At 72.9% G+C, this 24,651-nt stretch carries 17 protein-coding genes; 5 read left to right on the top strand and 12 right to left on the bottom strand.

The window, feature by feature from the left end; translation table 11 throughout:
• Nucleotides 1-206: 206 nt before the first annotated feature.
• The gene (locus tag ACFVHO_RS18965) at nt 207-3,602 is read left to right on the top strand and encodes a tetratricopeptide repeat protein (protein ID WP_385715524.1); all 3,396 of its coding nucleotides are present in this window, start codon (nt 207-209) and stop codon (nt 3,600-3,602) included.
• On the opposite strand, the gene ACFVHO_RS18960 is transcribed toward ACFVHO_RS18965, so the two are convergent.
• Complete coding sequence (locus ACFVHO_RS18960) at nt 3,544-4,374, bottom strand: helix-turn-helix domain-containing protein (RefSeq protein ID WP_385715521.1); 831 nt, start codon at nt 4,372-4,374, stop codon at nt 3,544-3,546. The genes ACFVHO_RS18965 and ACFVHO_RS18960 overlap by 59 nt on opposite strands.
• Nucleotides 4,375-4,443: 69 nt before the next feature.
• On the opposite strand from ACFVHO_RS18960, the gene ACFVHO_RS18955 reads away from it, so the two are divergent.
• Both ACFVHO_RS18955 and ACFVHO_RS18950 read left to right on the top strand, forming a co-directional pair.
• Nucleotides 4,444-4,890: a VOC family protein gene (locus ACFVHO_RS18955; protein WP_385715518.1), complete on the top strand. Its 447-nt coding sequence runs from the start codon at nt 4,444-4,446 to the stop codon at nt 4,888-4,890.
• A gap of 104 nt (nt 4,891-4,994) precedes the next feature.
• Nucleotides 4,995-6,116 (top strand): ADP-ribosylglycohydrolase family protein, encoded by a 1,122-nt coding sequence (locus tag ACFVHO_RS18950; protein ID WP_385715515.1) that lies wholly within the window; start codon nt 4,995-4,997, stop codon nt 6,114-6,116.
• Between the two features lie 106 nt (nt 6,117-6,222).
• Here ACFVHO_RS18950 and ACFVHO_RS18945 read toward each other — a convergent pair whose 3' ends face one another.
• The 4 genes from ACFVHO_RS18945 to ACFVHO_RS18930 form a co-directional block, all read right to left on the bottom strand.
• Nucleotides 6,223-7,032: a DJ-1/PfpI family protein gene (locus ACFVHO_RS18945; protein ID WP_385715512.1), complete on the bottom strand. Its 810-nt coding sequence runs from the start codon at nt 7,030-7,032 to the stop codon at nt 6,223-6,225.
• Entirely contained in the window at nt 7,029-8,033 is a 1,005-nt protein-coding gene (locus ACFVHO_RS18940) for a GlxA family transcriptional regulator (protein WP_385715509.1), read from the bottom strand. Before ACFVHO_RS18940 ends, ACFVHO_RS18945 begins: the two co-directional genes overlap by 4 nt.
• Nucleotides 8,034-8,664: 631 nt before the next feature.
• Nucleotides 8,665-10,224 carry a sodium:solute symporter family protein gene (locus ACFVHO_RS18935; protein WP_385715506.1) on the bottom strand — a complete coding sequence of 520 codons (1,560 nt, stop codon included), beginning with the start codon at nt 10,222-10,224 and terminating at the stop codon, nt 8,665-8,667.
• Nucleotides 10,225-10,490: 266 nt separating this feature from the next.
• Nucleotides 10,491-11,276, bottom strand: a complete 786-nt coding sequence (locus ACFVHO_RS18930) for an SDR family oxidoreductase (protein ID WP_385715503.1) — start codon at nt 11,274-11,276, stop codon at nt 10,491-10,493.
• A gap of 80 nt (nt 11,277-11,356) precedes the next feature.
• Between ACFVHO_RS18930 and ACFVHO_RS18925 the strand changes: the two genes are divergently transcribed.
• Nucleotides 11,357-12,196: a hypothetical protein gene (locus ACFVHO_RS18925; protein WP_385715500.1), complete on the top strand. Its 840-nt coding sequence runs from the start codon at nt 11,357-11,359 to the stop codon at nt 12,194-12,196.
• Between the two features lie 100 nt (nt 12,197-12,296).
• On the opposite strand, the gene ACFVHO_RS18920 is transcribed toward ACFVHO_RS18925, so the two are convergent.
• The 3 genes from ACFVHO_RS18920 to ACFVHO_RS18910 form a co-directional block, all read right to left on the bottom strand.
• Entirely contained in the window at nt 12,297-12,506 is a 210-nt protein-coding gene (locus ACFVHO_RS18920) for a DUF397 domain-containing protein (RefSeq protein ID WP_385715498.1), read from the bottom strand.
• 206 nt (nt 12,507-12,712) lie between these two features.
• Nucleotides 12,713-13,570 carry a helix-turn-helix domain-containing protein gene (locus ACFVHO_RS18915; RefSeq protein ID WP_385715495.1) on the bottom strand — a complete coding sequence of 286 codons (858 nt, stop codon included), beginning with the start codon at nt 13,568-13,570 and terminating at the stop codon, nt 12,713-12,715.
• Nucleotides 13,571-13,877: 307 nt separating this feature from the next.
• Complete coding sequence (locus ACFVHO_RS18910) at nt 13,878-14,648, bottom strand: GPP34 family phosphoprotein (protein WP_030359361.1); 771 nt, start codon at nt 14,646-14,648, stop codon at nt 13,878-13,880.
• Between the two features lie 169 nt (nt 14,649-14,817).
• Here ACFVHO_RS18910 and ACFVHO_RS18905 point away from each other — a divergent pair, with 169 nt between their 5' ends.
• A complete protein-coding gene (locus tag ACFVHO_RS18905; protein WP_385715492.1) occupies nt 14,818-17,619 on the top strand; it encodes a D-alanyl-D-alanine carboxypeptidase in 2,802 nt (933 codons plus the stop codon).
• Nucleotides 17,620-17,718: 99 nt separating this feature from the next.
• Here ACFVHO_RS18905 and ACFVHO_RS18900 read toward each other — a convergent pair whose 3' ends face one another.
• The 4 genes from ACFVHO_RS18900 to ACFVHO_RS18885 all read right to left on the bottom strand — a co-directional run bounded on the left by ACFVHO_RS18900 (nt 17,719) and on the right by ACFVHO_RS18885 (nt 24,638).
• Nucleotides 17,719-19,383 (bottom strand): hypothetical protein, encoded by a 1,665-nt coding sequence (locus ACFVHO_RS18900; RefSeq protein ID WP_385715489.1) that lies wholly within the window; start codon nt 19,381-19,383, stop codon nt 17,719-17,721.
• A gap of 239 nt (nt 19,384-19,622) precedes the next feature.
• Nucleotides 19,623-20,954 carry an alpha-glucoside ABC transporter substrate-binding protein gene (locus ACFVHO_RS18895; protein ID WP_385715486.1) on the bottom strand — a complete coding sequence of 444 codons (1,332 nt, stop codon included), beginning with the start codon at nt 20,952-20,954 and terminating at the stop codon, nt 19,623-19,625.
• The gene (locus ACFVHO_RS18890; protein WP_385715483.1) at nt 20,951-22,057 is read right to left on the bottom strand and encodes a hypothetical protein; all 1,107 of its coding nucleotides are present in this window, start codon (nt 22,055-22,057) and stop codon (nt 20,951-20,953) included. Before ACFVHO_RS18890 ends, ACFVHO_RS18895 begins: the two co-directional genes overlap by 4 nt.
• Nucleotides 22,058-22,343: 286 nt before the next feature.
• Complete coding sequence (locus ACFVHO_RS18885; RefSeq protein ID WP_385715480.1) at nt 22,344-24,638, bottom strand: tetratricopeptide repeat protein; 2,295 nt, start codon at nt 24,636-24,638, stop codon at nt 22,344-22,346.
• Between the last annotated feature and the right edge of the window lie 13 nt (nt 24,639-24,651).

The raw sequence follows: 24,651 nt of genomic DNA, 5'->3' as shown, positions 1-24,651 counted from the left end.
CACGCGTCTGTGGTCCAAGGAAAGACGCCCATCATCCGATGGGAAATGTAGGTGCAAGGCCTGCCGGGCGCTCCGTAAAGGTGAAGGCCCCCTCGTCGATGACGAGGGGGCCTTCATCGTGTTCATGGGCGTGACCGGCCCCGCGCCCCCGCCCGTGATGGAACACTTGCCCGCACGGGAACGCGCACCATGCGGGAGTGGAGCCGATGGCGTCGGACGCGGGCAGGCAGCCGTCCATGCAGGAACTGATCCGGCTGCGCAAGCGCGCCGGATTCGTGGGGCGGCGACACGAACTCGCGGCGTTCCGAGAGAACTTCGACCTGGCGCCCGAGGACGAGCGGCACCGCTTCCTGTTCCACGTCCACGGCAACGCGGGCGTGGGGAAGACGTCCCTCGTACGGGAATGGCGGCAACTCGCCGATGAGCGAGGCGCCTTGACCGCCTACGTGGATGAGTCCGTGGGGAGTGTCGCGGACGCGCTGGGGGCCCTGAGCGCCGAGTTCGGGCGCAAGGGCGGCAAGTTCAAGGAGCTGGACCGGCTGCTCGTCACCCACCGGGAGCGGCGGCACGAAGCCGAGTCGGCGGCCCTCGCGGCGCTGGGCGGGCCGCAGGAGGAGCAGGCCCTCCAGGCGATGCAGGCGCCTGACCCGTCCGCCGGAAGCATGGCCGCCGCCCGCGCCGGCCTCGCCGGGCTCGGGCTGCTGCCCGGCGTCGGAATGCTCGCCGGTGCCGTCGACCCCGCCCAACTCGCCCACGGCGCGGACCGGTTGCGAGCCGGGCTCGGTGCCCGCTTCCGGAACCAGGACGACGTGCAGCTGGTCCTCTCCCCGGAGCGGGTCCTCACGCCCGTGTTCCTGAAGGAGCTGGAGGGCGTCGCGGCCTCCGTGCCCTGGGTCGTGCTCTTCTTCGATACGTACGAGAGGACCGCGCCCTTCCTCGACGGGTGGCTGTGCGACCTCATGACCAGCGAGAAGTACGGGCAACTGCCCGCGAACGTCGTGGCCGTCACCGCCGGGCAGCAGGGATTCGACACCGCCCGCTGGGGCGACTACGCCGACTTCATGGCCGACGTACCCCTCGAACCGTTCACCGAGCTGGAGGCGCGCGGACTCCTCGCGGGCAAGGGGGTCGTCGCCGAGGCCGTCGTCGAGGAAGTGCTGAGGCTCTCCGGCGGGCTGCCCGTCCTCGTGTCCACCCTCGCCGAGAACCGGCCCGAGAGCGTCGACGACGTCGGTGATCCCTGCGCCTCCGCCGTCGAACGGTTCCTGAAGTGGGAACAGGACCCCGTGCGGCAGGCCGTCGCGCTTGCGTGCGCGCTGCCCCGCAGGCTCGACGCCGACGTGTTCGCCGCCGCCGTCGCGGGCGTGTGCGCGCAGAGCGACGCGCCGGGGCTCTTCGCGTGGCTGCGAGGCCTGCCCTTCGTGAGCGAGCGCGGCAACCGGCTCCAGTACCACGACGTCGTACGAGCCCCCATGCTGCGGCTCCAGCGGTGCCGCTCGCCCCGCTGGTGGGCCGGTACGCACCGGCAGTTGGCGGAGGCGTACGGCGAGTGGCGCGCCGAGGCCGGGACCGGGCTCGACCCCGAAGGCCTCTGGGGCGACGAGCGGTGGCGGGAGCTGCGGCTCGCGGAGATGTATCACCTGCTCTGCTCGGGGGAGCGGGGTGCGCTGTCGGCTGCTCTGCGGAGTGTGGTCGAGGCGGGCGGGTGGGACGAGGAGGCCGCGCGGGGGTGCGCTGATGTGCTGGTGGTGGCTGGGGAGGACGCCGACGCGCGGGACGTCGGGGGGTGGGGGAGCGATCTGCTGCGGGGCCTTGAGGGCGGTGGGTTGCTGGGTGCGTTTGAGGTGTTGCTCGATCGGGGTGGGCTCGAATCGGCGGTGCGGGCGCTCGCGCATGCCGTGCGGGGGCGGGAGCTGCGTGTCGGCGGGGACCACCCGGCCTCGATCGCGGAATACGACCTGGCGCTCGCGGCCGATCCGGCCCTGGTGCGGGCCTGGTACGGCCGGGCCTACACCCGGTTCCTGATGGGGGCGTACGACGACGCCCTCACCGACCTGGACCGCGCCGACGCGCTCGCCCCCGACGACGACTACGTCCTCTCCCTGCGCGGCCGGGTCCACCGCTCCACGGGCGCCTACGACAAGGCCCTCGCCGACCTGACCCGAGCCATCGATCGCGCCCCGGAGGACGCGGGGAGCTGGGCGGAACTCGGCGAGACCCACAGCGCCCTCGGGCAGTACGACGAAGCTCTCGCTGCCCTGAACCGCGCCCTGCGCATCAAGCCGGAGTACGTGTGGGCGCGGGCCCGCAGAGCACGGCTGCGCCGCAACCTCGGCGAGTTCACTGAGGCCCTCGCCGACCTGGACCGGTGCGCCGAACTCGCCCCGGACGCCTCCTGGGTGGCCTGCGAGCGGGGCGACCTGCTGCGGATGTGGGGCCGTGCCGAGGACTCCCTCGACGACTACGACCGTGCGATCGGGCTGAACGCCAAGTACGCCTCGGCGCACGCGAGCCGTGGGCTCTCCCTGTACCTCCTCCACCGGAACAGGGCGGCCCTCGCGGACTTCGACCGGGCCGTCGAGATGGACCCGGACTACGTCTGGGCCCTCGTCCACCGGGCCTGGGTCCACCTGGCCCTGGGCGCCCCCGACCAGGCCGTCGCCGACGTCGACCGGGCCAAGTCCCTGCTGCCGGACAACGGCTGGGTCCTCTACGAGCGTGCCTTCGTGTTGCACAAGCTGGACCGTGATCAGGAGGCCCTCGAAGAGCTGGGCAAGACGGAGGCGCTCGAACCGGAGTCCGCTCCGGCCCTCGCCCTGCGCGGCGCCGTCCTGTACCGACTCGACCGCTACCGCGAGGCGTGCGTCGACCTGCGCCGGTCCGTGGAACTCGACCCGGACCTCGCCTGGGCCCACCGGCGGCGGGCCCTCGTCCACCTCGCCATGGGCCGCACGGACGAGGCCCTGACCGACCTCGCCCGGTACGTCGAGACCGAGGGCGAGGACCTCTGGGTGCGGCGCACCACCGCCGAGATCCACATGTGGTGCGGCCGCCCCGACCTCGCCCTCGCCGAGCTGGAAGCCGACAAGGACGGTGCGGCCGCCGACGAGTTGAGCAAGGCCTGCCGCATGGCCGGGCAGTGGGACCGCGCCCGCCGCGTGGCGCTCGCCGAGTGCGAGGACGACGAGGTGTACGGCCTGCACCTGCTCGCCCTCGCGGTGCTCGGCGCCGAGGGCTTCGCCGCCGCACGTCCCCTGTGGCAGCGGACCCGGCGGCTCGCCCTGGCCTCCGACGAGCCGCCCCCTTGGCACGACGATCTGCACGCCCTGATCGCCTTGTCCCTGTCCGACTGGACGGACGCGGACGCCCGCCTCACCCACGTCCTCGCCGCCGAAGCGCCCCACTGGGCCGACCTCGCCGACCTCGCCGACGACCTCACCACCCTCCTCCACGCCCCCGGCGCCGACCGCGCCCGCCTCGGCCCCCGCCTCGCCCGAGTGATCGCCGCCAGGGACGCCGTCCGCGCCCAGTACGCCGACCTGTTCAGCGAGGGCGAGCCGGAGTCTGCACAAGCACCGCCCCGCCCCGAGGCTCAGGGGTGAGCAGCAGCGTCACGCCGTAGTGCGTCAACTGGCCGTCGCGTACGGCCAGTTCGACGGTGCGCGGCGCGAAGTCCCCCACCGACCGGCAGTCCCACCACTCCTCCAGATCGGGCCGCTCGGCGCGCAGCCGGGACGTCAGCTCCCGGAAGCGCGCCGACAGCGGGTCGCGGTCCGCGCGCGTGCGGAAGTGGCGGTAGAGGTCCATCGCCAGGGGCTGCCAGGCGGGCAGGAGGCGCTGGTGGTGGGGGTCGCCGGTGAGGAGGAGCAGGAGGTTGCGGCGGTCGGGGGGTACCGCTGCGGGGTCCGGCCAGACGGTCGCGTACGCGGTGTTCCAGGCGAGGAGGTCCAGGGCGGGGCCGAGGAGGAGGGCGGGGGTGGTGGGCCAACTGTCCAGCAGGTGCTGGTGGTTGACCTCCACGGGCTCCACGGGCTCCACGGGCTGCGGGGTCTCCGGGGCTTCGAGCCCGTCCGGAGTGAACCCCGCCAAAGCCAGCGCATGCTCCCGCGCCGCCCCGTCCATCCGCAGCGCCCGCGCCACCGAGTCCAGGACCTGCCGGGACGTGTCAACGCGCCCCTGCTCCAGCCACGTGTACCAGGCCACCGACACCCCCGAAAGCGCCGCGACCTCCTCGCGCCGCAGCCCGGACGTGCGCCGCCGGGCGGTGCGCGGCAGCCCCACGTCCGCCGGGGCGACCAACTCGCGGTGCGCGCGCAGGAAGCCGCCCAGCTCGCGCCGCAGCGCACCCCGTGCCCGCTGGGCCGTGTCCGTCATCCTGTGACCTCCGCTCACCCCATGAACGCCAGCCTGGCAGCGCCCCATTCCCCGCCGGATGCTTGCCGCATGACCGAAGCGACCAGCACCTCCGACATTCCGGTGGTCATCCGCCGCCACAACGACTCCTCCGACCTCACCGAACCCCGCACCCTCATCCGCGTCTACACCCCGCCCGGCACCCTGGACTCCGTCACCGCCTTCTACGAGCGGCTGCTCGGCGTGGAACGGGACATGTACTTCACGTATCCCGCCAGGGAACTCACCCTCGCCGTCGTCGGAAGTTTTCTGCTCATCGAAGCCACGGAGGAGGTCCTGGAACCATTTCGGGCCACCGACGGGACGCTCCTCGTCGACTCCGCCGACGCGTATCTGACCCGGCTCGCCGCCGAGGAGGGCACGGAGATCCTGGTACCGGCGCACCGCGTCCCCACCGGCACCGGCTTCACCGCACGGCACCCCGACGGCACCGTCATCGAGTACGTCGAACACCGGCCAACCCCTGACGGGAGTTAAGAGAAAGGGCACCTCCGTACAAACCACTTGGGCCCTGAACCCACCGTTCCCGTTCGATTACAGTGCTGCGGAGTCGGACGCCAGGGCACGGGAAAGGGGGTTCGGTGAGCACTGCAGCAGCCACCGGGGTGTGGGGCCGCACCGAGCAGCAGGACTTCCGCAGCCGGGTGCGCGGGACGCTGCTCGGCGCCGCCGTCGGTGACGCGCTCGGCGCGCCCGTCGACGGCCTCGGCCTCGGCGCGATCCGTGAGGCCCACGGCGCCGAGGGGCTCACCGAGCTCGCCGCCGCGCACGGCGGCGGGCGCGGCACCGTCACCGCCGCCACGCAGCTGACGCTGTTCACCGTCGACGGCCTGATACGCGCGCAGGTCCGCCGCGACACCGGGGCCTGGCACCCGCCGACCGACCTGCACCGCGCGTACCGCCGCTGGGCCGCCACCCAGCGCGACTGGGGGCCCGACGAACGCCGCAAGGAAGACGGGTGGCTGGCCCGCGAGGAGTGGCTGTACGCCCGCCGCGGCCCCGCCCGCGCCTGCCTCACCGGGCTCGCCGACGACCGCATGGGCACCCTCGACGTACCGAAGAACCCCGGCGACCAGGGGCCGGAGGCCGCCACCCGGTCCGCGCCCTTCGGGCTGCTCGTCGGGTGGGAGCCGCAGCTCGTCCTTCAGCTCTCCGTCGAGTGCGCCGTCCAGACCCACGGCCACCCCGTCGCCTACCTCACCGCCGGGGCCCACACCGTCCTCGTGCACGGCCTCGCCCGGGGCGAGTCCCTGGACGGCGCCATCCAGCGCACCCTCGCCCTGCTCGCCGCCCGGCCCGGACACCAGCCCGTCACCGACGCCCTGCGGCACGCACTCGGCGCCGTCCGGCAGGGCATGCCCACCGCGAGCCGCGTGGAGGAACTCGTCGGCGAGGGCGAGGCCGTCGGCGCGCTCGCCGCCGCCGTGTACTGCGCCCTCGTCGGCGAGGACATCCGCCACGGCCTGCGGCTCGCCGTCAACCACAGCGGGGCGTCCGCCGCGGCCGGCGCGCTGTGCGGGGCGCTCCTCGGCGCCCTCCACGGCGAGACCGCGCTGCCGCCGGGCTGGCTCACCGAACTGGAGGGCCGCTCGACCGTCCTCGAACTCGCCGACGACTTCGCCATGGAGATGACGCAGGGGCCCGCCCTGCACAGCCCGGCGGGCGCCGCGCCCGGCTGGCTCGCCCGCTATCCGCGCGGCTGAAGCCGAGACCAGGACAAGAACTGTCCTGGTCTCGACTGTCCGAACTGCCCAGACCGTCTCGGCTGCCTCAGCTGTCGGGGCCCGACCCCCGTCCGGGCCCGCGCGCTCACGCCTGCGAATCCTCCACGATCTTCAGGGCGCGGGCCTTCAGCTCCTCGCTCGCCTCCTGCGCGTTCCCCGCGTCGAACGGCGGCCGCGGGTCGTACTCCACGGCGAGCTGGATCGCCTTCGCCGTGTCCTCGTCGGTCAGCCGCGCCGCCAGATACAGGGCCATGTCGAGGCCCGCCGAGACGCCCGCCGCCGTGATGAACTTCCCCGACCGGACGTAGCGTTCGGGCACGTAGGTGATGTCGAAGGTCTTCTCCATGTACGGCGCCGACGCCCAGTACGTCGTCGCGCGGCGGCCGTCCAGGAGGCCCGTCGCCGCGAGGACCAACGACCCCGTGCACACGGACGTGGTGAAGCGGGTCCGGCGGTCCGTGTGCCGGATCCACTTCAGGAGCGTCCGGTTCTCCATCGCCGCGATGAGGCCGCGGTTGCCCGCGCCCGGCACGAGCAGCACGTCCAGGTCGCCCGCCTCGTCGAGCGAACGCTCCGCGAGGACCGCCACGTCACCGGTGTCGGTACGCACGGGGCCGGGCCGCTCGGCGACCATCGTGACGCTCGCGCCCGGGACGCGGGACAGGATCTCGGCGGGGCCCGTGGGGTCGAGGAGGCTGTAGCCGTCGTAGAGGAGGATGCCGATGCGGGGGCCCTGGGGCGCAGTGCCGGTGCGGGATCGCGCAGGGGTCTTCGAGGGGTACGGGGTGGTGTCGTCCGCGTGGGCGGTCGGGGCGAGGGCCGCCGTGGCGAGCGTGGCCGTGGCTGCTGCGGCTGTGCCGCGCAGGAGGGTGCGGCGGGTCGTCGGCTGTGTCATGCCACGGGAGTCTCCGCTCCCCGCGGCGGGTGTGGGCGGGGCATGTCCGGCATCCTGCGAATCCTGTCCCCGCCCATGCCGTAGTGGTCGAGGAACGCCTGCCGTAACGTCTGCGCCGAACCGAAGCCGCAGCGGCGCGCTATCGCCGCCAACGGCAGTTCGCTGGAGCGCACCAAGTGCGCGGCCGCCTCCGTGCGGGCCGCCCGCACCGCGCGCGCCGGAGTCGTGCCCAGGTGAGCCGAGAACAACCGCGTCAGGTGCCGGGTGCTCACGCCCGCGCGGGCGGCCAGCGCCGTGGGGGACAGGTCGTCGGCCAGGTGCGCGTTGATGTGGCCCGACAGGTCGCGGACCAGGCGGTCGCCCGGGGGCGGCGCCGCCAGGAACATGCTGATCTGCGCCTGGTCCGCCGGGCGGTGCAGATACGAGACCAGCTCGCGGGCCACCGCGCGCGCCAGCGTCGGGCCGTGGTCGTCCTCTATCAGGGCGAGCGTGAGGTCCAGGGCGCTGGTGACGCCCGCGGACGTGTACACGTTGCCGTCGCGCACGTACAGCGGGGCCACGTCCACCGCCACCGTGGGGTGGCGGGCCGCCAGTCTCTCGCCGTAGCCCCAGTGGGTGGTCGCCCGGCGGTGGTCGAGGAGGCCCGCTGCCGCCAGGACGTACGCGCCCGTGCACACGCTCGCCACGCGGCGGCTGTGTTCCGCGAGGCGGTGCACCTGGGCGACCAGGCGGGGGTCGGCCGCCGCCTCCTCGTAGCCCGCGCCGCCCACCACCATCAACGTGTCCAACTCGCCCGTCACCGTCTCCAGTTGCTGGCCCGCCGCGAGGGCTATGCCCACCGAGCTGCGGGCCGGGCGGCGGCCCACCGTCCCCAGGTCTATCTCGTACGGGGGGTTCGCGCCGAAGCGGTTGGCTATGTCCAGGGCGCCGCTCGGGCAGGCTATGTCGAGGATCTGGGCGTTGTCGTACGCCACGATCAGTACGCGTCTCGCGGTCTGCATGGGGGGCATCCCACCACGAGCCGCCCCCTCCGGCTGCCCTCCGGCTGCGCCTGGCCGTTCGCCCCCCTCCCACCCGCCCGCCCGTTTCCACCCGACCGGACGGTGGACGCCGCCCGTGGACCCACCCCACCGTCGGCGCCTGCGGCTGCCCGGTGGGTTTCCCGCCGCTATCGCGGCGGGTTGCTCTCCCACCCGCCCGCCCGTTTCCACCGGACCGGATGGTGGGCGTCGCCTGTGGGGGGTGGATCGCCGTTGGCGGCTGAGGGTGGGGGCGTGCTCTCCCTCGACCGGGGGCAGGGCGCCCGCCCCGCCGAGGACGGGGCGTACCCTCCCCGGGGGCGGGGTGTGTGCCCCCCCCCGCGAGGGCAGGTCGTGCCCCGTCGAGGGCAGGGTGTGTGCCCCCAGCCGCCAACGGCGATCCACCCCCACAGGCGACGCCCACCGTCCGGTCAACCAGCAATGGGCGGGCGGGTGGGAGAGAGCCCCGCCGCGGTAGCGGCGGGGCTTTTGGGGTGCAGGGGCTGGCCCAGGGGCAGTCGACCGAATTGGGTGCCGGGGGCATTGAGGGGGCTCCGGCGGTTCGGCTGGGACTGCGGTAATGGGGGCTGGGGTGCAGGCCCAGGGGCCAGGGTCAGCTGACGGTTTTGGGCGAGGCGGGCTCCTGCTGGGTGGGAAGAACCGCCGAGGCCGAGCCGTCGTCGTCCGTGTTGATGCGCTCGATCAGCGCGTCCCGCTCAGGCGTGTCCTCCGGCTTGATGTAGCCGATCGCTATGTAGAGGATCAGGGAGACGGCCAGGGGGATCGAGACCTGGTACTGGAGGGGCACGCCGCCGTCGACGTTCCAGTGGATGGGGTAGTTGACGAGCCAGAAGGCGAGCAGGCCGAGCCCCCAGCTGGTGAGCGCGGCCGTCGGGCCGGAGCGGCGGAACGGGCGGAGCAGGCCGAGCATCATCGGGATGGCGATGGGGCCCATGAGGCCGGCCACCCACTTGATGACGACGGTGATGATGTCCTTGAAGGCGGGCGAGTTGACCTGCGTGGCCACGGCCATGGACAGGCCGAGGAAGACGACGGTGGTGAGCCGCGCGGCGATGAGCCCGGCGTGGTCCGTCCAGGCGCGGGCCCGCTTGGAGAGGACGGGCGCCACATCACGGGTGAAGACGGCCGCGATGGCGTTGGCGTCGGAGGAGCACATGGCCATGGTGTGGGAGAAGAAGCCGACGATGACCAGGCCCAGGAGGCCGTGGGGGAGCAGCTGTTCCGTCATGAGGGCGTAGGAGTCGGAGCCGTCGGGCTTCTTGGCGTCGACGAGGAGCGGCGACATCCACATGGGGAAGAAGAGGACGAGCGGCCAGACGAGCCAGAGGACGGCGGAGAGCTTCGCGGAGCGGGCGGCCTCGCGGGCGTTGGCCGTGGCCATGTAGCGCTGGGCCTGGTTGAGCATGCCGCCGTTGTACTCGAAGAGCTTGATGAAGAGGAAGGCCAGGAGGAAGACGGTGCCGTAGGGTCCGACCAGCGGTTTCGCGTGGCCGTCCAGCTCGGGCTCGTCCCACACGCCGAAGAACCCGCCGTACGGTCCGAGCTTGGCGACGACCGCCACGAACATCGCGACACCGGCGAGGAGCTGGATGATGAACTGCCCCAGCTCGGTGAGGGCGTCCGCCCACAGACCGCCGATCGTGCAGTAGATCGCGGTGATCACGCCGGTGATGAGGATGCCCTGGTTGAGGGAGACGCCGGTGAAGACGGAGAGCAGGGTGGCGATGGCGGCCCACTTCGCGCCGACGTCCACGATCTTCAGGAGCATGCCGGACCAGGCGAGGGCCTGCTGGGTCTTCAGGTTGTAGCGGTTCTTCAGGTATTCGAGGGGCGACGCGACGTGCAGGCGTGAGCGCAGGCGGTTGATGCGCGGTGCGAAGAGGCGGGCGCCGATGGCGATGCCGATCGCGATGGGGAACGACCAGGTGATGAAGGACGTGACGCCGTAGGTGTAGGCGATGCCCGCGTAGCCGGTGAACATCACCGCGCTGTAGCCGGACATGTGGTGCGAGATGCCGGACAGCCACCAGGGCATCTTCCCGCCGGCCGTGAAGAAGTCACTGACGTTGTCCACGCGTTTGTGGGACCAGACGCCGATCGCGACCATCACGCCGAAATACGCGATGAGCACGGCCCAGTCGAGACCGTTCATTGCCCCTCCCAGGGGTCCGACTTGTGAACTCGGTCAACTCCGCTGAAACGGCGCCCACTTCCTTGTGACGACGCCTGAACGGCCGCGAAGTGCCCGCTCATAGTCGGTTCGGCGGGAGGGCGTGGACAACCGCCCGCATGGTCAAGAGGAAGTAAAATCGTTCGAGTTGACGACCTTGGTTCAGATACGTGACTGAGGGAGGGGGGCGAAAGCCCCCGAAGAGGGACCTGTCGGCCACCCCTCGGGGGCGTGTCCGGGACCGGGCCTCAGCGCATCAGCTCGCCCGCGTTCACCAGCAGTGACTGGCCGGTGATGGCCCGCGCCCGGTCGGAGGCGAGGAACACGCAGGCGTCCGCGACGTCCCCGTCGGTGGCGAGCTCCGGCAGCGCCATCCGCTCGGTGAGCCGCCGCTTCACCTCCGCCTCCGGCACCCCCTCGGTGTGCGCGGTGAACTTCACGTACGCCTCCACCGGCGGCCCCCACATCCAGCCCGGCTGGACGGTGTTCACCCGGATCCGGTGCGGGCCCAGCTCGCGCGCGAGGGAGTACATCGCCGAGACGAGGGCGCCCTTCGATGCCGCGTACGCCGCCTGCCGCACCTGCGAGGGCGCGGCCACCGACGACTGCGTGCCGATCAGGACGACCGAGCCGCCGCGCTCCTTGAGGTGCGGCAGACAGGCCCGGGTCATCCGTAGCGAGCCGAGGAGGTTCACGTCCAGGATGCCGTCCCAGGCGGCGAAGTCGGCGTCCTCCAGGCCGCCGAAGTAGCTGTCCCAGGCGGCGACCTGCACCAGCGCGTCGATCCGCCCGAACCGCTCGACGGCGAGCGCGGCCAGCGCCTCGCACTGGCCCTCGTCGGTGATGTCCGTCGGCCGGTGCGCGACGCGCTCGCCGTCCGGGTCGATCTCGGCGGCGGACCGCGCGAGGTTCTCCTTCGTGCGCGCGCCGAGCACGGCGTTGCCGCCGTCGCGCACCACGGCGGCGGCGACCTCGTGGCCGAGCCCCGCGCCGACCCCCGAGACGATCACGGTCCTGCCGTCGAGCAGTGACATGAGGAACCTCCGGACTCTGGCAGTTTTCCTGACGGGGCGTCAGAGTATGGGCGTCCAACGGAGGAAGGAAGGGGAGATCTGTGACTGAGGACACCCACGCCGAGGTGTACGGCGAGCTGGCCGCCGTCGGTCCCTACGGGGTGCGCCCCGGCCATGCGCTGATCACCATGGTCGAGCCGCACCCGGGCCAGGAGTACGCCTACAACCGCTGGTACGAGGACGACCACTACTACGCGGGCGCGATGGCGATGCCGTGGATGTACGCGGGACGGCGCTGGGTGGCGACCCGCGATCTGCAACTCCTGCGCCTGCCCGAGAAGTCGGCGGTCGCCCAGCCCGTGACGGCCGGCTGCTACCTCTCCACGTACTGGATCACCGAGGGCCGCTACGACCACCACATGAAGTGGACCGTCGGCATCAACAAGCGCCTCAACCGCGACGGCCGCGTCCACCAGGCCCGCACCCACGTCTTCACGGCCTTCCAGGACCACGAGGCCACCGTGTACCGGGACGGCGCCGCCGGGCCGCGCGACTTCCACGCCCTCGACCACCCCTACCAGGGGCTCGTCCTCGAAGTCATCGACGCCGAGAGCCCCGAGCTGCGCCCGGAACTCCTGGAGTGGCTGCTGGCCCGGCGGCTCCCGCGCGCCCTCGCGGGCTCACCCGCCGCCCTGGTGACGGTCTTCAGGCCGACACCGCTGCCGGGCGACCGGATGACGTACGTGAAGCAGGTCGAGGGCGTCGACACCCGGCTGACCCTGCTGTGGTTCCTGGAGTGCGATCCGCGCGAGTGCTGGGACGGGCGGTTCGCCGGGGCCGTCGAGCAGGTCGCCGAGTCGGGCCTCGGGCGGGTGGAGCTGGTGGCGCCGTTCGTCCCGACCGTGCCGGGGACGGACCGGTACGTGGACCGGCTCCGCTAGCGGACAAGCGGCGGGCAAGGCCGAGCCCCCTCGGCCAGGACGGCGGACCAGTCGAGAGGGCTCATGCGGTGGTGCTATGCGGTTGTGTCGGTGGCACGTATCACCCGCGGTCGTGGTTACCGTCCCGGACCTCGGCCACGAAGACGTTCCAGGAGTCCGCGGGGAAGGCGATGACCGCGCCGTCGGTGACCTTGGAGTCACGCACGGAGATCGCGTGCGTCACGGGGGACTTGACCTCGACGCAGGCGCCGTTCCCGGTGGAGTAGGAAGACTTGGTCCAAGCGTGCGAGGCACCTTGCTGGATTGCCATGTTTGCTCCGTTTTGCGCAGTCGGTGAATTGCTGTAACCGCCTGAGAGCGGTATACGCCAACGTTCTTGCTGTTGGCGTGAATGACGCTACTCGCCAACATCGACCGGCGGATGGGTCGTTCACTCAACCGGATGGCATATTCCAGAGGGGTCTTCCATCACGCTGTGGCGAAGGTGTACTGTGCGGCGCTTTCACGAGCTGGGCCTCAGCGGGCGTACTCCTTGGCGATGTCCGCGATCAGCTGACGGGACTGATCCACATTCAGCGCCTGTGCCCGCAAATGCTCGTACATGACGCTGTATTGCTGCACGTCATTCGCCTTTTCCAGATACAGGTCGCTCGTGACGCCCTCGATGTAGACCACGCTGGAATCCGAGGCGTCCGGGAACTCGAGAATCGCGTACTGACCGTTCAGACCCGGATGCGCGCCCATGTCGAACGGAATCACCTGCACCGTGACGTGCGGCAGCTGGGACTGTTCCACCAGATACTCCAACTGCTCACGCATCAGCGCCCGGGTGCCGACGACGCGGCGCAGCGCGGACTCGTCCAGGACGGTCCACAGCCGCAGCGGATTGTCCGGCGCCGCGATGCGCTCCTGGCGGCGCATCCTGACCTGCACCCGTTTCTCGATGTCCGTCGGAGTGGTCTCCGGCAGCGCGCCGGTGATCAGCGCCTCCGCGTACGGCCTGGTCTGGAGCAGGCCGGGGACGACCTGCGGATCGTAGACGCGCAAGGACGCCGCGTCCGTCTCCAGGCCGATGTAGACGCTGTACGGGATGTCGCCGAAGGAGTGCCACCAGCCCTGCTGGCGGGAGTCCTTGGCCATCTGCATGAGCGAGTCGACGATCCGGTGGTCCTCGACCTCGTACACCCCGCAGAGGTCGCGGACGTCGCGCTGGCTGATCGAGCGGCGGCCGTTCTCCAGGCGACTGATCTTCGACTGCGAGACCAGCAGCCGCTCCGCCACCTCTTCGGCCGTCATGCCTTTCAGCTCGCGCAGCCGACGCAGCTCCTGGCCGAGCCGGCGTCGCCTGACGGTGGGATTGACGTTGGACGCCACGGGACGTGCACCTCCGGCACTATGCCTCTACTTTGCGTGTCTGCTGCCATGCAGAGTGCCACCACGGGTCAACTCGGCGCTGGGAAACAGCAGAACAGCGGCGTGTGGGGTGCCGGCGCGGCGTGCGCCGAGCGCAACGCCCCAACAGGCGTGCCCCATGAGGCGGTTGCGGCCGCGCGGCCGGGGCACCGGCGTCCGTCGTGGACGCCGCGGTGCCCCGGCCGCGCGGCTCAGCGGCTCCCGAACCGGGTCTGGGGGACTGCGGTGCGGTGGCGCGGATGACGCGTGTGCCGCGGGCGCGGCCGGTTCAGTGGGCCACGGCGCGGGCCATGGCTCCCGCACCCCGGCGTGGCTGCATCGGAACCCTGCCGGGGTCCGGTGCGGTCCGCGCCGTCTGCGCGGGCTGACGCCCGCCGCCCTGCCCCGCGGTCGCGGGACTGCGGCGCGGTTGCGCCGCCACACCGTTCTGGACGTCCATCACGGCGTGTGCCACGAGGCCGCCCATCGGGTCGTGCCTGATCAGATCGCGCAGCCGGGAGCGGGACGAGCGTCCCTCGTTGCCCGGATACAGGTGCTTGCCGAGTCCGACCGCGTGGGCCAGCGCGGCGAGCGCCGCGGTCCGCGGGTCCGGCGGGACGCCGGTGCGGATCGCCGAATCCAGCCGGGACCTGATTTCCCGGCTGATCGCCGTGTCCGTCGCTTGATAGCGAGTCGTCGGCAGTACCCCGCACATCTGACCCGCCACGGCATGCACCATGCCGCACCGCTCCAGATGCGAAAGGTAGGTCTGGCGCAGCCCCAGGCGGGGCCCGCCGATCCAGTGGACGGCCCGAACCGGGCTGCCGCGCCTGCGCAGCAGTTCCAGTGCGGAGTCCAGAGTCGGATCTCCGGTCGGCCGTGGCATCACCACGGCGATACGATCCCCGTCAGGGGCTATCCGTCCGGCCAGTGCCAGCTCTACTAGCTGCGCTCCGGCCAGACCCAGGTCGAGCGACTGCGGCTGCGCTGTGGTACCCGTGGCCGGGTCCAGAGCGAGCAGCAGAAGCTCCTCCGGAATTGTTCTGCGGCTCCTGCCCATCCATGCCTCCCCGCGTGGATGAATGACAGGGTGACCCCTCTCACATTGGTCTGTCGAGAGTGCGTGGGCGGTACGTACGGGAACCAGTAGGTATGTCGTTCTCGTCTACCACGGGGGTTAAGCCCTCACACAGGACACTGGGACATGGTTCGGACAGCGGGTCCGGGCCATGGTTGGGCGTGGCGAGTACGGCAAGTACGAGGAGGCATCGGTGGCGGGCGAGTTCCCCGACGGGTCTAAGACGGTTTCTGGCGGGGGCGCCTCGGACGGTGCGGACGACGCCTCGTCGGCGTCCGGTTCCGCGGTCGGCTCCACGCCGGGCGACGCCAAGGGAGACGCACGACTGCGCGCGGCGGTTGCCGCGTGGGTGGCGGGATCCGAGGAAACCGAGTCCGGCGCCGAGTCCGGGGCCGACGCTGAGTCCGGGTCCGGGTCTGGCTCCGGGGCCGCCTCCGGGGCCGGGTCCGCTTCTGGGGCGGATGAGGCCGCTGAGGGTTCCGGCCCGGCTGAGGGGGAAGGTTCCTCCTCGGTCGAGTCCGTCGAGTCGGTCGAGCCGGTCGAGCCGGAAGGTTCCTCCTCCGGCGTGGCCGGGGGTGACGACGAGGACGACGCCGAGGCGGCGGGGTCCGCGGTCGACATGGCCACGGCCGTGTTCACGGCTGCCCGGCCCGAGCCGCGGGTGGACGACGCCGAGGACGCCGACGACGACGCTGACGGTGCCGACGAGGGCGCGAAGGCCGAGGCCGACGAGTCCGCCGACGCCGGGGACGCCCCTGGTGACCCCCGGGTTGACCGGGCCACGGCGGTGTTCACGACCGTGCGGCCGGGGGCGAACGGGAAGTCCGCCGCCGAGCCGGAGGCTGCCGCCGAGCCGGAGGCCGCCGAGGAGCCGAAGGCCGACGCCGACTCGAAGGCCGAAGCCGAGCCGAAGGCCGACGCCGAGCCCGGGAGCGCCGCCGGGACGGACTCCGACGCCGACCCGGAGCCCGCCGCCGAGGCCGACGCCGCGCCGAAGCGCCCGGCGAAGTCCGACGCCACCCTGACGCTCACCGCGAAGTCCGCCGCCGAGCCGAAGTCCGCCGCCGATCCGAAGCCCGAGCCCGAGGCCGACCCGAAGCCCGAAGCCGACGCCAAGGGTGATGCCAAGGCCGACGACGAGCCGAAGGCGGATGCCAAGGCGGACGCCAAGGCCCCGGCCAAGGGCGACGACAAGCCCGGCGCCAAGCCCGACGCCGACGACAAGCCCGACGCCCCCGGCAACGGGCTCGACCAGGCCACCGCCGTCTTCAAGGCCGTCCGCCCCGGCTCCGCGGGCGTGGACCAGCCGACCACGATGCTCAAGCTCGGCGACGTACCCGAGCGCAAGACCGCGTCCGGCGACGCGTCGAAGCCCGCGGCCAAGCCCGCAGGTGCACCCGGGGCAGCCGAGTCGGAGTCCGAGCGGACCAGCAAGTTCGTCGCGCTCAAGCCGCTCGACGAGCCCCGCGTGAAGCCCGAGCCGAAGGCGCAGCCCGCGCCGGGCACGAAGCCCGGCCGGGAGGGCAAGGCCGTGCCCGCGTGGGCCGCCGCGCAGACGCCGGCCCCGGCGGGCACGCCCGAACAGGCCCCGCCGGGAGCGGGCACCCCCGTCCAGGCGCCCCCGCCGGAGGACCGCACCAGCCAGCAGCCCCTGCCGCCCCTCCCGCCGCTCGACCTGCTCGCCGAGCTGACGAACACGCCGCCGCCCCCGGAGACCCCGACCCGCACCATCGTGCGCCGGGTCAAGATCTGGACGCCGCTCGTCGTGCTCCTCGCGATTGTGTTCGCAGTCGCACAGGCGTTGCGTCCGCTTCCCGAGCCGAAGCTGACGCTGACGGCCGCGACGACGCACTCCTTCGAGGGCGGCAAGCCGTCGATCCCGTGGCCCGAGGACGGCCAGGCCGCCATGGACGTCGACGGCATCGGCAGCTTCGGCTCGTCCGGGAACCAGAAGCCCGTGCCGATCGCGAGCATCGCCAAGGTGATGACGACCTACCTGATCCTGCGCGACCACCCGATCAAGAAGGGCGGGGACGGCAAGACCATCGAGGTCGACGCCGAGGCGCAGCGGCACTACGAGAAGGGCAAGCCGGCGAACGAGTCCGTGGTCAAGGTGACCAAGGGCCAGAAGCTCACCCAGTACGAGGCCCTGCAGGCCGTGATGCTGCCGTCCGCCAACAACGTCGCCCGGCTGCTCGCGCGCTGGGACGGCAAGGGTTCCGAGGACAAGTTCGTCGCCAAGATGAACAAGACCGCCAAGGAACTCGGCATGAAGAACACGCACTACACGGACCCCAGCGGCCTCGACAAGACGACCGTGTCGACCGCCGAGGACCTGGTGAAGCTCGGCCGCGTGGCGATGGAGAACCCGACCTTCAAGGAGATCGCGGGCCAGCGCAGCTACGAGGACATCAACGGCGACCGGCAGGACAACTACTTCGGTCTCGTCCCGACCGTCGCCATCGGCATCAAGACCGGCACCACCTCGGCCGCGGGCGGCAACATCCTCTTCGCCGCGGAGAAGCGGGTCGGCGGCAAGACCCACATGGTCATCGGCGCGGCCCTCGCCCAGTTCGGCTCGAACGGCGTGGCCAACATCGACCTGGTCACCAACGTCACCAAGGACCTGATCGCGGCCGGGCAGGACGCCCTCAAGGCCAAGACCGTGGTGAAGAAGGGCGAGGTCGTCGGCGAGATCGACGACGGCCTCGGCGGCACCACGCCGGTCGTCGCCACCAAGGACGTCACCGCCGTCGGCTGGTCCGGCCTGACCGTCAAGACGGAGCTGTCGGACGGCGGCAAGACGCCCCCGCACTCCGCGAAGGCCGGTACGGTCGTCGGCCGCCTGCTCGTCGGTGACGGCACCACCAGCGGCGCGATCAAGGTTCCCGTGGCCCTGCAGAAGAACCTCTCCGAGCCCGGCCTGGGCGCGAAGCTGACCCGCGTGAGCTGACGCGGGACGAAAAGGGGGTGGGGGCGAGCCGGACGGCTTGCCCCCACCCCCTTTGTCGTACGCCCGATCCCGTACGCCCGGTCTCGTACGCCTGACGCGCTAGTCCTTGTCGGGCTCCGGCTCGCACTTCGGCTGCGGTCCCGACGGGCCCCCGTAGTTGGACGCGATCCGCACGTCGCCCGGCTTCTTCACCGTCAGGCGCGTGAAGTCGCCCTCCTTGTAGAGGCAGCCGCCCTCCGCCCACAGCCACGGCGAGTAGGCGACGCGGACGGTGACCGAGCCGGGCTCGGACATGCGGACGGTGAGGTGGGCGCCGTCGGCGGTCACCACGGAGCCGGGCTTGTCGACGAGCGGAACGGCGTCCTTGACGCGGTAGATCCGCCAGTTGTCGTCGTGCCAGACCTGGTCCAGATAGCTCGGCTCGCTGGTCACCAGGTCGTGCTCGCGCTCGGCGGCGCCGTCGGGGCGGCCGTCGCCCTTGTAGAGCACCACGAAGCCGACGGCCCAGTGGTTCAGCCAGGCGCGGTAGGAGGACGACGAGAACATGCCCTCCTTGACCTCGGAGACCGGCCGGCCCTCGTAGAACAGGCGGCCGCGCTCCACGTCGGCCTGCCGGTTCCAGCCGCGCGCCATGTTGATGTACGGCGACAGGACGGCGGCCTCGCGGTGGTCGCGGGCCGGGACGACCTCGACGCGGGTGCGTTCGGCGCCCAGGCGGTTGAGTTCCTTGACGACTCCGTCGGTCTCGACGGCCCAGGTGGGCACCTTCGTGTACGCCACTATGTCGGCGGTCGTCTTCACCGACACCCAGATGAGGGACAGGACGATGGCGCAGATCAGCACCGTGCGCTGCCAGATGTGCCGCGGTTTGCCGCTCGGCCGCAGCAGCCGCACGGAGGGGAACTTCCGGTTCAGGACGGCGGCGAGCAGTATCGGCGGGGCGGCGATCTCGGCGAAGCGCTCCACGTTGGTGCCGATCGGCGTGGGGATCAGCCAGGTGAGCACCACGCCCACCGCGTACACCCCCGCGCCCATCTTCAGCAGCTTCCAGGAGCGCGGCGCCGCGAGGATCACGACCCCGCAGAGCAGCACCGGCGGGAAGATCCGGATGAACGCCATCGGCTGTTCGCCCTCGAAGGGGAACAGCCAGGTGGTCAGGCCGACCACGACGAACGGCGGCAGGATCAGGGCGAGCGCCGGGCCCCACTGGCGTTTCAGCAGGTGGGCGGCGCCCACCACGACCAGGAACAGGCCCGCGACCGGGCTGCCCATGGTCGCGAGCGCCGCGCAGGCCGTGGCGGCCGCGACCCGCAGCCGGTTGGTGGGTCCGGTGGCCGCGAGGACCGCGCCGACGCCGAACGCGACACCGAGCATGAAGGTGGCGCGGCCGCACACGACCTGGCACCACAGCGAGAAGCCGACGACGATCGAGGGCCACAGCGGCTTGCGGATGCCGCTGCGCATGATCAGCGCGATGGCCATCCAGGTGGCGGCGAGCCCGGAGGCCGCGGCCACCGTCCGCACGCCGAACGCGGCCATGAGGTACGGCGAGATGACGCTGTAGTTGGCGGTGTGCAGACCGCCGTACCAGAAGAGGCTGTACGCCGAGCCCGGGTAGCGCCGGGCGAAGCCCGCCCAGGCCTCCTGCGCCGCGAGGTCGCCGCCGCCGGTCGCGAAGACCGTCCACCACAGCAGGTACAGCGGCAGCAGGCCCGCCATGATCATCAGCGGCATGCGGTACCGCTCGTACCAGGGTTCGCGCATGCCGCTGCCCCGGTCGGCTCGGCTGAGTGACGGGGAGGACAGTTCGGCAGAGGCCACGGTCGGCGGTCCGTTCGGCTGGCTGGGGCAACTCCTTCGGAGTAGACGCTAACCGCTGCGGAATGGTTGGCAGACAGCGACCCCGTGGGCCCGGTCCACGCCAGTATGCAACCGAATGTCTGTTCCTGCAGGTCATTCCGGGCCAGGTCGGAGGGGGCCGCGGGGCGGACGTGTGGGGCGGCTCACCCCGTCGCGGGGGGTGCGCAGAGGAGGTCCGGGGCGAGGGTCCCGCCGCCGGTCTCCGCGCGGACGGTGTCCAGCTGGCCGAGGAGGGTGTCCAGGCGGGCGGCCGAGGGTGCCCGGAAGTACCGGAGCACCGCGCGGTGGAAGGCGTCCCGCAGCGCGGGCGGCATCGCGTCCGAGGCGTCGAAGCACAGTGCCTTCGCCCCGCCCGTGAGGATCGCCGCGACCTCGTCGCCGCCCGGGTCGGTCGGCCGGGGGTCGCCCGCGCCGGGGAAGAACGGCCGCAGCTCCGGCTCGGCCTCCTCGTGCCAGAGCCGCCGCGCCTCGCCGCCCGAGAGCCGCTCGACCAGCTCCCGGGCGGCCGGGCCGCCCCGGAAGGCGGCCGCCATGTCGCCCGCGACCTCGTACGCGTCGTCGTGGGCGGCGGGTCCCGGCAGGAACCGGGCCGAGGGGTCCACCCGCACACCCCCGCCACCACTCTCTTTTGCGCCCTCTTTACCCTTTGCGTTCGCATACAGATAGCGAATGAAGGCGCTCTGGTGCTCATGCGTGCAGTCCAGCTCCGGCGAGTTCAGGAGCCCCCGCGGGCGCGGCCGCTCCGCGTCCGGATCCGGGGTCCCCTCGTACGAGGTGGTGAGCGAGAGGTCGACCGTCTTCTTGGACCGCTCGCCGAGCAGCCGCGCCCACGCGGTCCAGGCCCCCCGCACCTCGGGACTGCGCCAGCTCAGCCGGCCGGCCGCCCACCGTGCGTAGACGTCGGGGCCGGACCGGTGCAGGACCAGATCCTCGATCCAGTCGGTGCCGGGCCAGCCGGAGGTGGCCTGCGAGGCGAGCCCCACGCACCACCGGGGCACACCACCCCGCCCCCCACCCCCCTTCTCCTTCTTGCTCCAGACCAGACTCTTCAGGTCGACCTTCAGAGGGACCCAGTAGGTGCGGCGGGAGCCGTTGATGTCGACGCGGGGGGCCCAGGGCGGATGGCCGGGGGTGTCGAGGGGTTCGAGGCGGTTGCCGCGGGCGTACTCGGTCAGCTCGCCCAGGCTGTTGAGGACGGCGACGTCCGGCGGGTCACCGGCCTCCAGCTGCGCGACCAGGGTCTCGCGCAGCGAGCGGGTGCCGCGGTAGGCGTACGTCTTGCCGGTGCCGTCGTCGAGCCGCTTCAGCATCGCCTCGAACGCGATGCCCTCCGCGCCGGTCCACGGACCGAGGACGACCAGGGTGTCGCGGCCCTCGGTGGCGCAGCCGCCGCTGGTGAGGGCGGCGAGGAGGGCGAGGGCGGTGAGCCCGGACGCGAGGGCCGTACGGCGGGTGCGGCGGGTGCGGCGGGTCATGGGGCGGCCCCCGGGCGGGTGAGGCGGACGTACTCGCGCCGGTAGGAGTGCAGGGTGGCGCCGGTGACGGCGGCGCTGAGCAGGCCCGCGGGGAGCACCCAGGCGGGCGCGGCGTCGAGGAAGGCGAGGCGGCCTTCGGCCAGTTCGCGGTCCACGGAGTCCTCCAGGGCGGCGATGACGTACCGGTCGGGGGCGGTGAAGGGGTGGGCCTCGGCGGCGGACTCGATGCGCGGGGAGGTCTTGGCGGACAGGGCGTGGGCGGTGGACTCGGCGGCGCGCTGGGACCGCTGCACCAGGACGGCGTCGGTGGCGAGCAGGGGCAGGGCGCACAGGGGGAGGGCGGCGGCTAGCAGGGGCAGGCTGACGTAGAGGCGGAAGCGGTGGTGGAGGAAGACCTGGGTGCGCCACAGGCCGTGGACCAGGAACAGGACCGCGACGCCGGAGACGGCGAAGGCGGCGATGACGTCGGCGCCGGGGGCGGCGCGGTCGGCGATGCGGTCCTGGAGGGCGCGTTCGAGGGCGGTGACGCGGTCGACGACGGCGGTGGCGGTGGAGCCGGTGGCGGGGCGGCAGACGAGGGTGTCGGGGTCCTGGCGGGTGGAGCACAGGATGCTGCGGGCGTACGCGAGGGAGGCCTCGCGCAGGGCGCGGTCGGAGGCGTTGGCCTGGGCCCAGGCGGTCCAGGTGCCGTAGTCGGCGACGAGGCCGGAGACGACGTCGAGGTCCTGGCGCTCGGAGGTGGACAGGGCGCCGCTGCGGGCCACCTGGTTCAGGCGCTGGGTGGCGCGGGTGGTGCGGGTGCGGTAGCGCTCGCTCAGACCGCTGAGCTCGACGGCGCGGCCCGCGCGCAGGCTGTCGGCGGCCTCGCCGTCGGCGATCTGGAGGGAGGCGCGGGCGTCCGCGAGGTCGCCGAGGGCGGGGGCGGCGCGGTCCTGGATGTACGCGGCGTCGGCCCGGACGGTGCTGTAGGCCCAGGCGAAGGGGGTGAAGGCGAGGGCGGTGAGGAGGGGCAGCGCGAGGAGCCGCTCCCGCAGGTAGGCGTGGTTGCGGCAACCCCGGACGCGGGGCGCCCACACCCACTTCCACAGGACCGACGCCTTCACGCGGGCCTCCGGCCGCGCCGCCGCCCCGGCCCGGCAGCTTCCGCGCCTGGCTGTGTCGGGCCCGAGCCCGGCCCGGCCGCGCCCGTGCCTGGCTGTGTCGGGTTCGGGTCTGGTCCGGTCGCTTCCGTGCCTGGCTGTGTCGAGCCTGAGCCCGGCCCGGCCGCTTCCGTGCCTGGCTGTGTCGGGCCCGAGCCCGGCCCGGCCGCTTCCGCGCCTGGCTCCGTCGCGCCCGAGCCCGGCCCGGCCGCGCCCGCGTCCGGACCCGCGCGGGCCGGGAGGGCCGGGGTCATCGAGGGCCCCTGTGGTGGCGCAGGCCGAAGGGGCGGATCGCGTAGGCGCGGTCCAGGAGGAGTTCGGCCAGGGGGGTGCCCGGGTCGCGGGCCGCCTCCTGGGCCAGGCCCACGCAGAAGCGGGAGAGGTCGACCCGGACCTGCCGTTCCGACCCGGGGAAGCGCAGCCGGACGTCCGCCCCGCGGGCCACGTCCCGCAGCCCCTCGGCGGACACCGCGCCCCCGCTCAGCAGCGCCCGGGCCACCTCCCACACCTGCGCCCGCATCCGCAGCCGCGCCTGCTCGTCGGTGAGCCCGTGCGCGTAGAACAGCCGCCCGAGCCGCCGCACCACCTCCGCGAGGTCCTCGGCGCCCCGCGCGTGGTCCGCGCACACCCGCACCGCCGCGACCCGCGCCGCCGTCCGGTACCGCGAGTGCTGCGCCACCGCGTCCAGCGCCTCGACCGCGTGGGCGAGCGCCCTCGGCCCGCCCAGGGCGATCCGGGCCCGCGCCGCCCCGAACGCCGCCCCGCCCAGCGAGGGATTGCGCACCCGTACCGCCTCGTGGAACGTGAGCGCCTCCCGCCACCGCCCGAGCCGCTCCGCGCAGTGGCCGAGTGCCAGCTTGGGCGCGTACTCGCCGGGAATGGCGGCGTACACCCGGTCGAAGTGCCCGCGGGCGAGCGGTACGTCGTCGGCGGCGAGCGCGAGCAGCCCGCGGTGCCAGGCGAGCCGCCAGTCGTACGGGGCCGCGCGGGGCCCGATCGCCCGCTCGGCGCGGACGAGGGCGACGGAGGCGTCGTGGAGGCGCGGCGGCACCTGCGCGCCCGGCCGCAGCGCGACCCGCAGCAGCAGGCGGCAGCGCAGCAACTGCACTTCGGGCGACCCCGGCCACTCCGCGGTGTGCTGGAGCAGCGCGTCCGGGTCGTCGTCGCCGAGCCGGCTCAGCTCCGCGTGGTGGGCGTCGTCGGGATCGGGCCGGGGGACGGGCAGCTCCTTGGCGAGGTCGCCGGGTCGGGGGGCCTCGTAGGGGGCCGGGCCGGGGTGGGGGGCCACCCACCGCGACAACGGCGGCGGCACCCCGAGGCCGCCGTCGAGCGCGTACGCCGACTGGAGGAACAGCGGGGACGGCTCGAACGTCTCCGTGTGCAGGCGCAGGGAGCGCAACTCGCGGAATACGCCCCGCAGTTGCTCGTCCATCTCCCGGGCCGTGGCGAACCGGTCGGCCCGCTCGGGGCGGGTGGCCCGGCGCAGCGCGCGGGCGAGGGAGAGCAGGCCGAGGCCGAGGCCGTCGGGCGGCAGCGGCACCGTCATGCGTGGCGTGGCGTGGTCCGCGGGCGGCCGCGGCGGCTCCGGCGGGTCGTCCGGGCCGGGCAGCGGCGGGAGCGCGGCCAGCTCGTCCAGGTCGCCGAGCCCGCACAGGTGGCGCAGCGTCTCGCCGAGGCTGAACAGGTCGTCGGGGCCGGTGGACTCGCCGCACGGGCCGACGGTCGGCGCCCGGTAGTCCGTGGAGGTGAGCCCGGGCGCCCCGGCCCGCCGCACGCTGCCGACGTCGACGAACTTGACGGCGGACCCGTCGTGCATGACGTTCGACGGCTTCAGGTCCCCGTACACCTTGCCGCGTTCGGGAGCGTGCAGATACCCGAGCCCGGCCAGGAACCGCACCCCGTACGCGAGCACGAACTCGTAGAAGCGGGAGCCGCCGAACTCCTCCGGGTACAACTGGGCGCGGGCCCGCACCTCCTCGAGGGTCGGACCGTCGACGTACTGCAGGACGAGGAAGTCGCCCACGTCCGGATGGTGCCCGTAGTTGAAGACCCGGATGATGTCCTCGTGGTTGAGCTCGACCAGCTCCTGCCGCTCGCGCGCGAGGGGGTGTTCGGAGGAGTCGGGCGCGGCGCGCGGGGCGGCGCCCCCTCGGCAGACGTCCGGGGCGTTCTCCGGGCGCAGGATCTTGATGGCGACCTCGCGCCCGCCGACCCTCGTGTCGAGGGCCAGATACACCTCGCCCATGCCGCCGTACCCGAGCGGCCGCACCACCCGGTACTGCCCGGCGAGCAGCCGGTCCGGCGGCAGCGGCAGGCCGTCGAGCGCGTCCGGGTCGTCGCCGCGGGAGACCGCCCGGTCGAGGAGGGTGATCTCCGGCAGGACGGTCGGGTCGGGGCTCTCCGGGGGCAGCACCACCCGGGCGGCGCGCAGCGGGGGACCGGCGACGAACAGGGGCGGCAGCGACGACTCCGGGCGCGATTCGTCGCCCCAACCCGACTCGGTCCCCGTCGAGTTGGGGCGGGTGCCGGTCCCGTCCCCCTTCATGTCTCACCAGGAT

Origin of the sequence: Streptomyces sp. NPDC127108, from assembly GCF_042677545.1 — a bacterium.
Classification (GTDB): domain Bacteria; phylum Actinomycetota; class Actinomycetes; order Streptomycetales; family Streptomycetaceae; genus Streptomyces.
Note: the sequence above shows the minus strand (reverse complement) of the source record. Positions and strands in the feature narration are given on the sequence as shown.

Excerpts from the sequence above, each read along its gene's own strand:
- ACFVHO_RS18965 (WP_385715524.1), top strand. The coding sequence starts at position 207 with ATGGCGTCGGACGCGGGCAGGCAGCCGTCCATGCAGGAACTGATCCGG.
- ACFVHO_RS18960 (WP_385715521.1), bottom strand. The coding sequence starts at position 4,374 with ATGACGGACACGGCCCAGCGGGCACGGGGTGCGCTGCGGCGCGAGCTG.
- ACFVHO_RS18955 (WP_385715518.1), top strand. The coding sequence starts at position 4,444 with ATGACCGAAGCGACCAGCACCTCCGACATTCCGGTGGTCATCCGCCGC.
- ACFVHO_RS18945 (WP_385715512.1), bottom strand. The coding sequence starts at position 7,032 with ATGACACAGCCGACGACCCGCCGCACCCTCCTGCGCGGCACAGCCGCA.
- ACFVHO_RS18940 (WP_385715509.1), bottom strand. The coding sequence starts at position 8,033 with ATGCAGACCGCGAGACGCGTACTGATCGTGGCGTACGACAACGCCCAG.
- ACFVHO_RS18935 (WP_385715506.1), bottom strand. The coding sequence starts at position 10,224 with ATGAACGGTCTCGACTGGGCCGTGCTCATCGCGTATTTCGGCGTGATG.
- ACFVHO_RS18930 (WP_385715503.1), bottom strand. The coding sequence starts at position 11,276 with ATGTCACTGCTCGACGGCAGGACCGTGATCGTCTCGGGGGTCGGCGCG.
- ACFVHO_RS18920 (WP_385715498.1), bottom strand. The coding sequence starts at position 12,506 with ATGGCAATCCAGCAAGGTGCCTCGCACGCTTGGACCAAGTCTTCCTAC.
- ACFVHO_RS18910 (WP_030359361.1), bottom strand. The coding sequence starts at position 14,648 with ATGGGCAGGAGCCGCAGAACAATTCCGGAGGAGCTTCTGCTGCTCGCT.
- ACFVHO_RS18905 (WP_385715492.1), top strand. The coding sequence starts at position 14,818 with ATGGTTGGGCGTGGCGAGTACGGCAAGTACGAGGAGGCATCGGTGGCG.
- ACFVHO_RS18900 (WP_385715489.1), bottom strand. The coding sequence starts at position 19,383 with ATGCGCGAACCCTGGTACGAGCGGTACCGCATGCCGCTGATGATCATG.
- ACFVHO_RS18895 (WP_385715486.1), bottom strand. The coding sequence starts at position 20,954 with ATGACCCGCCGCACCCGCCGCACCCGCCGTACGGCCCTCGCGTCCGGG.
- ACFVHO_RS18885 (WP_385715480.1), bottom strand. The coding sequence starts at position 24,638 with ATGAAGGGGGACGGGACCGGCACCCGCCCCAACTCGACGGGGACCGAG.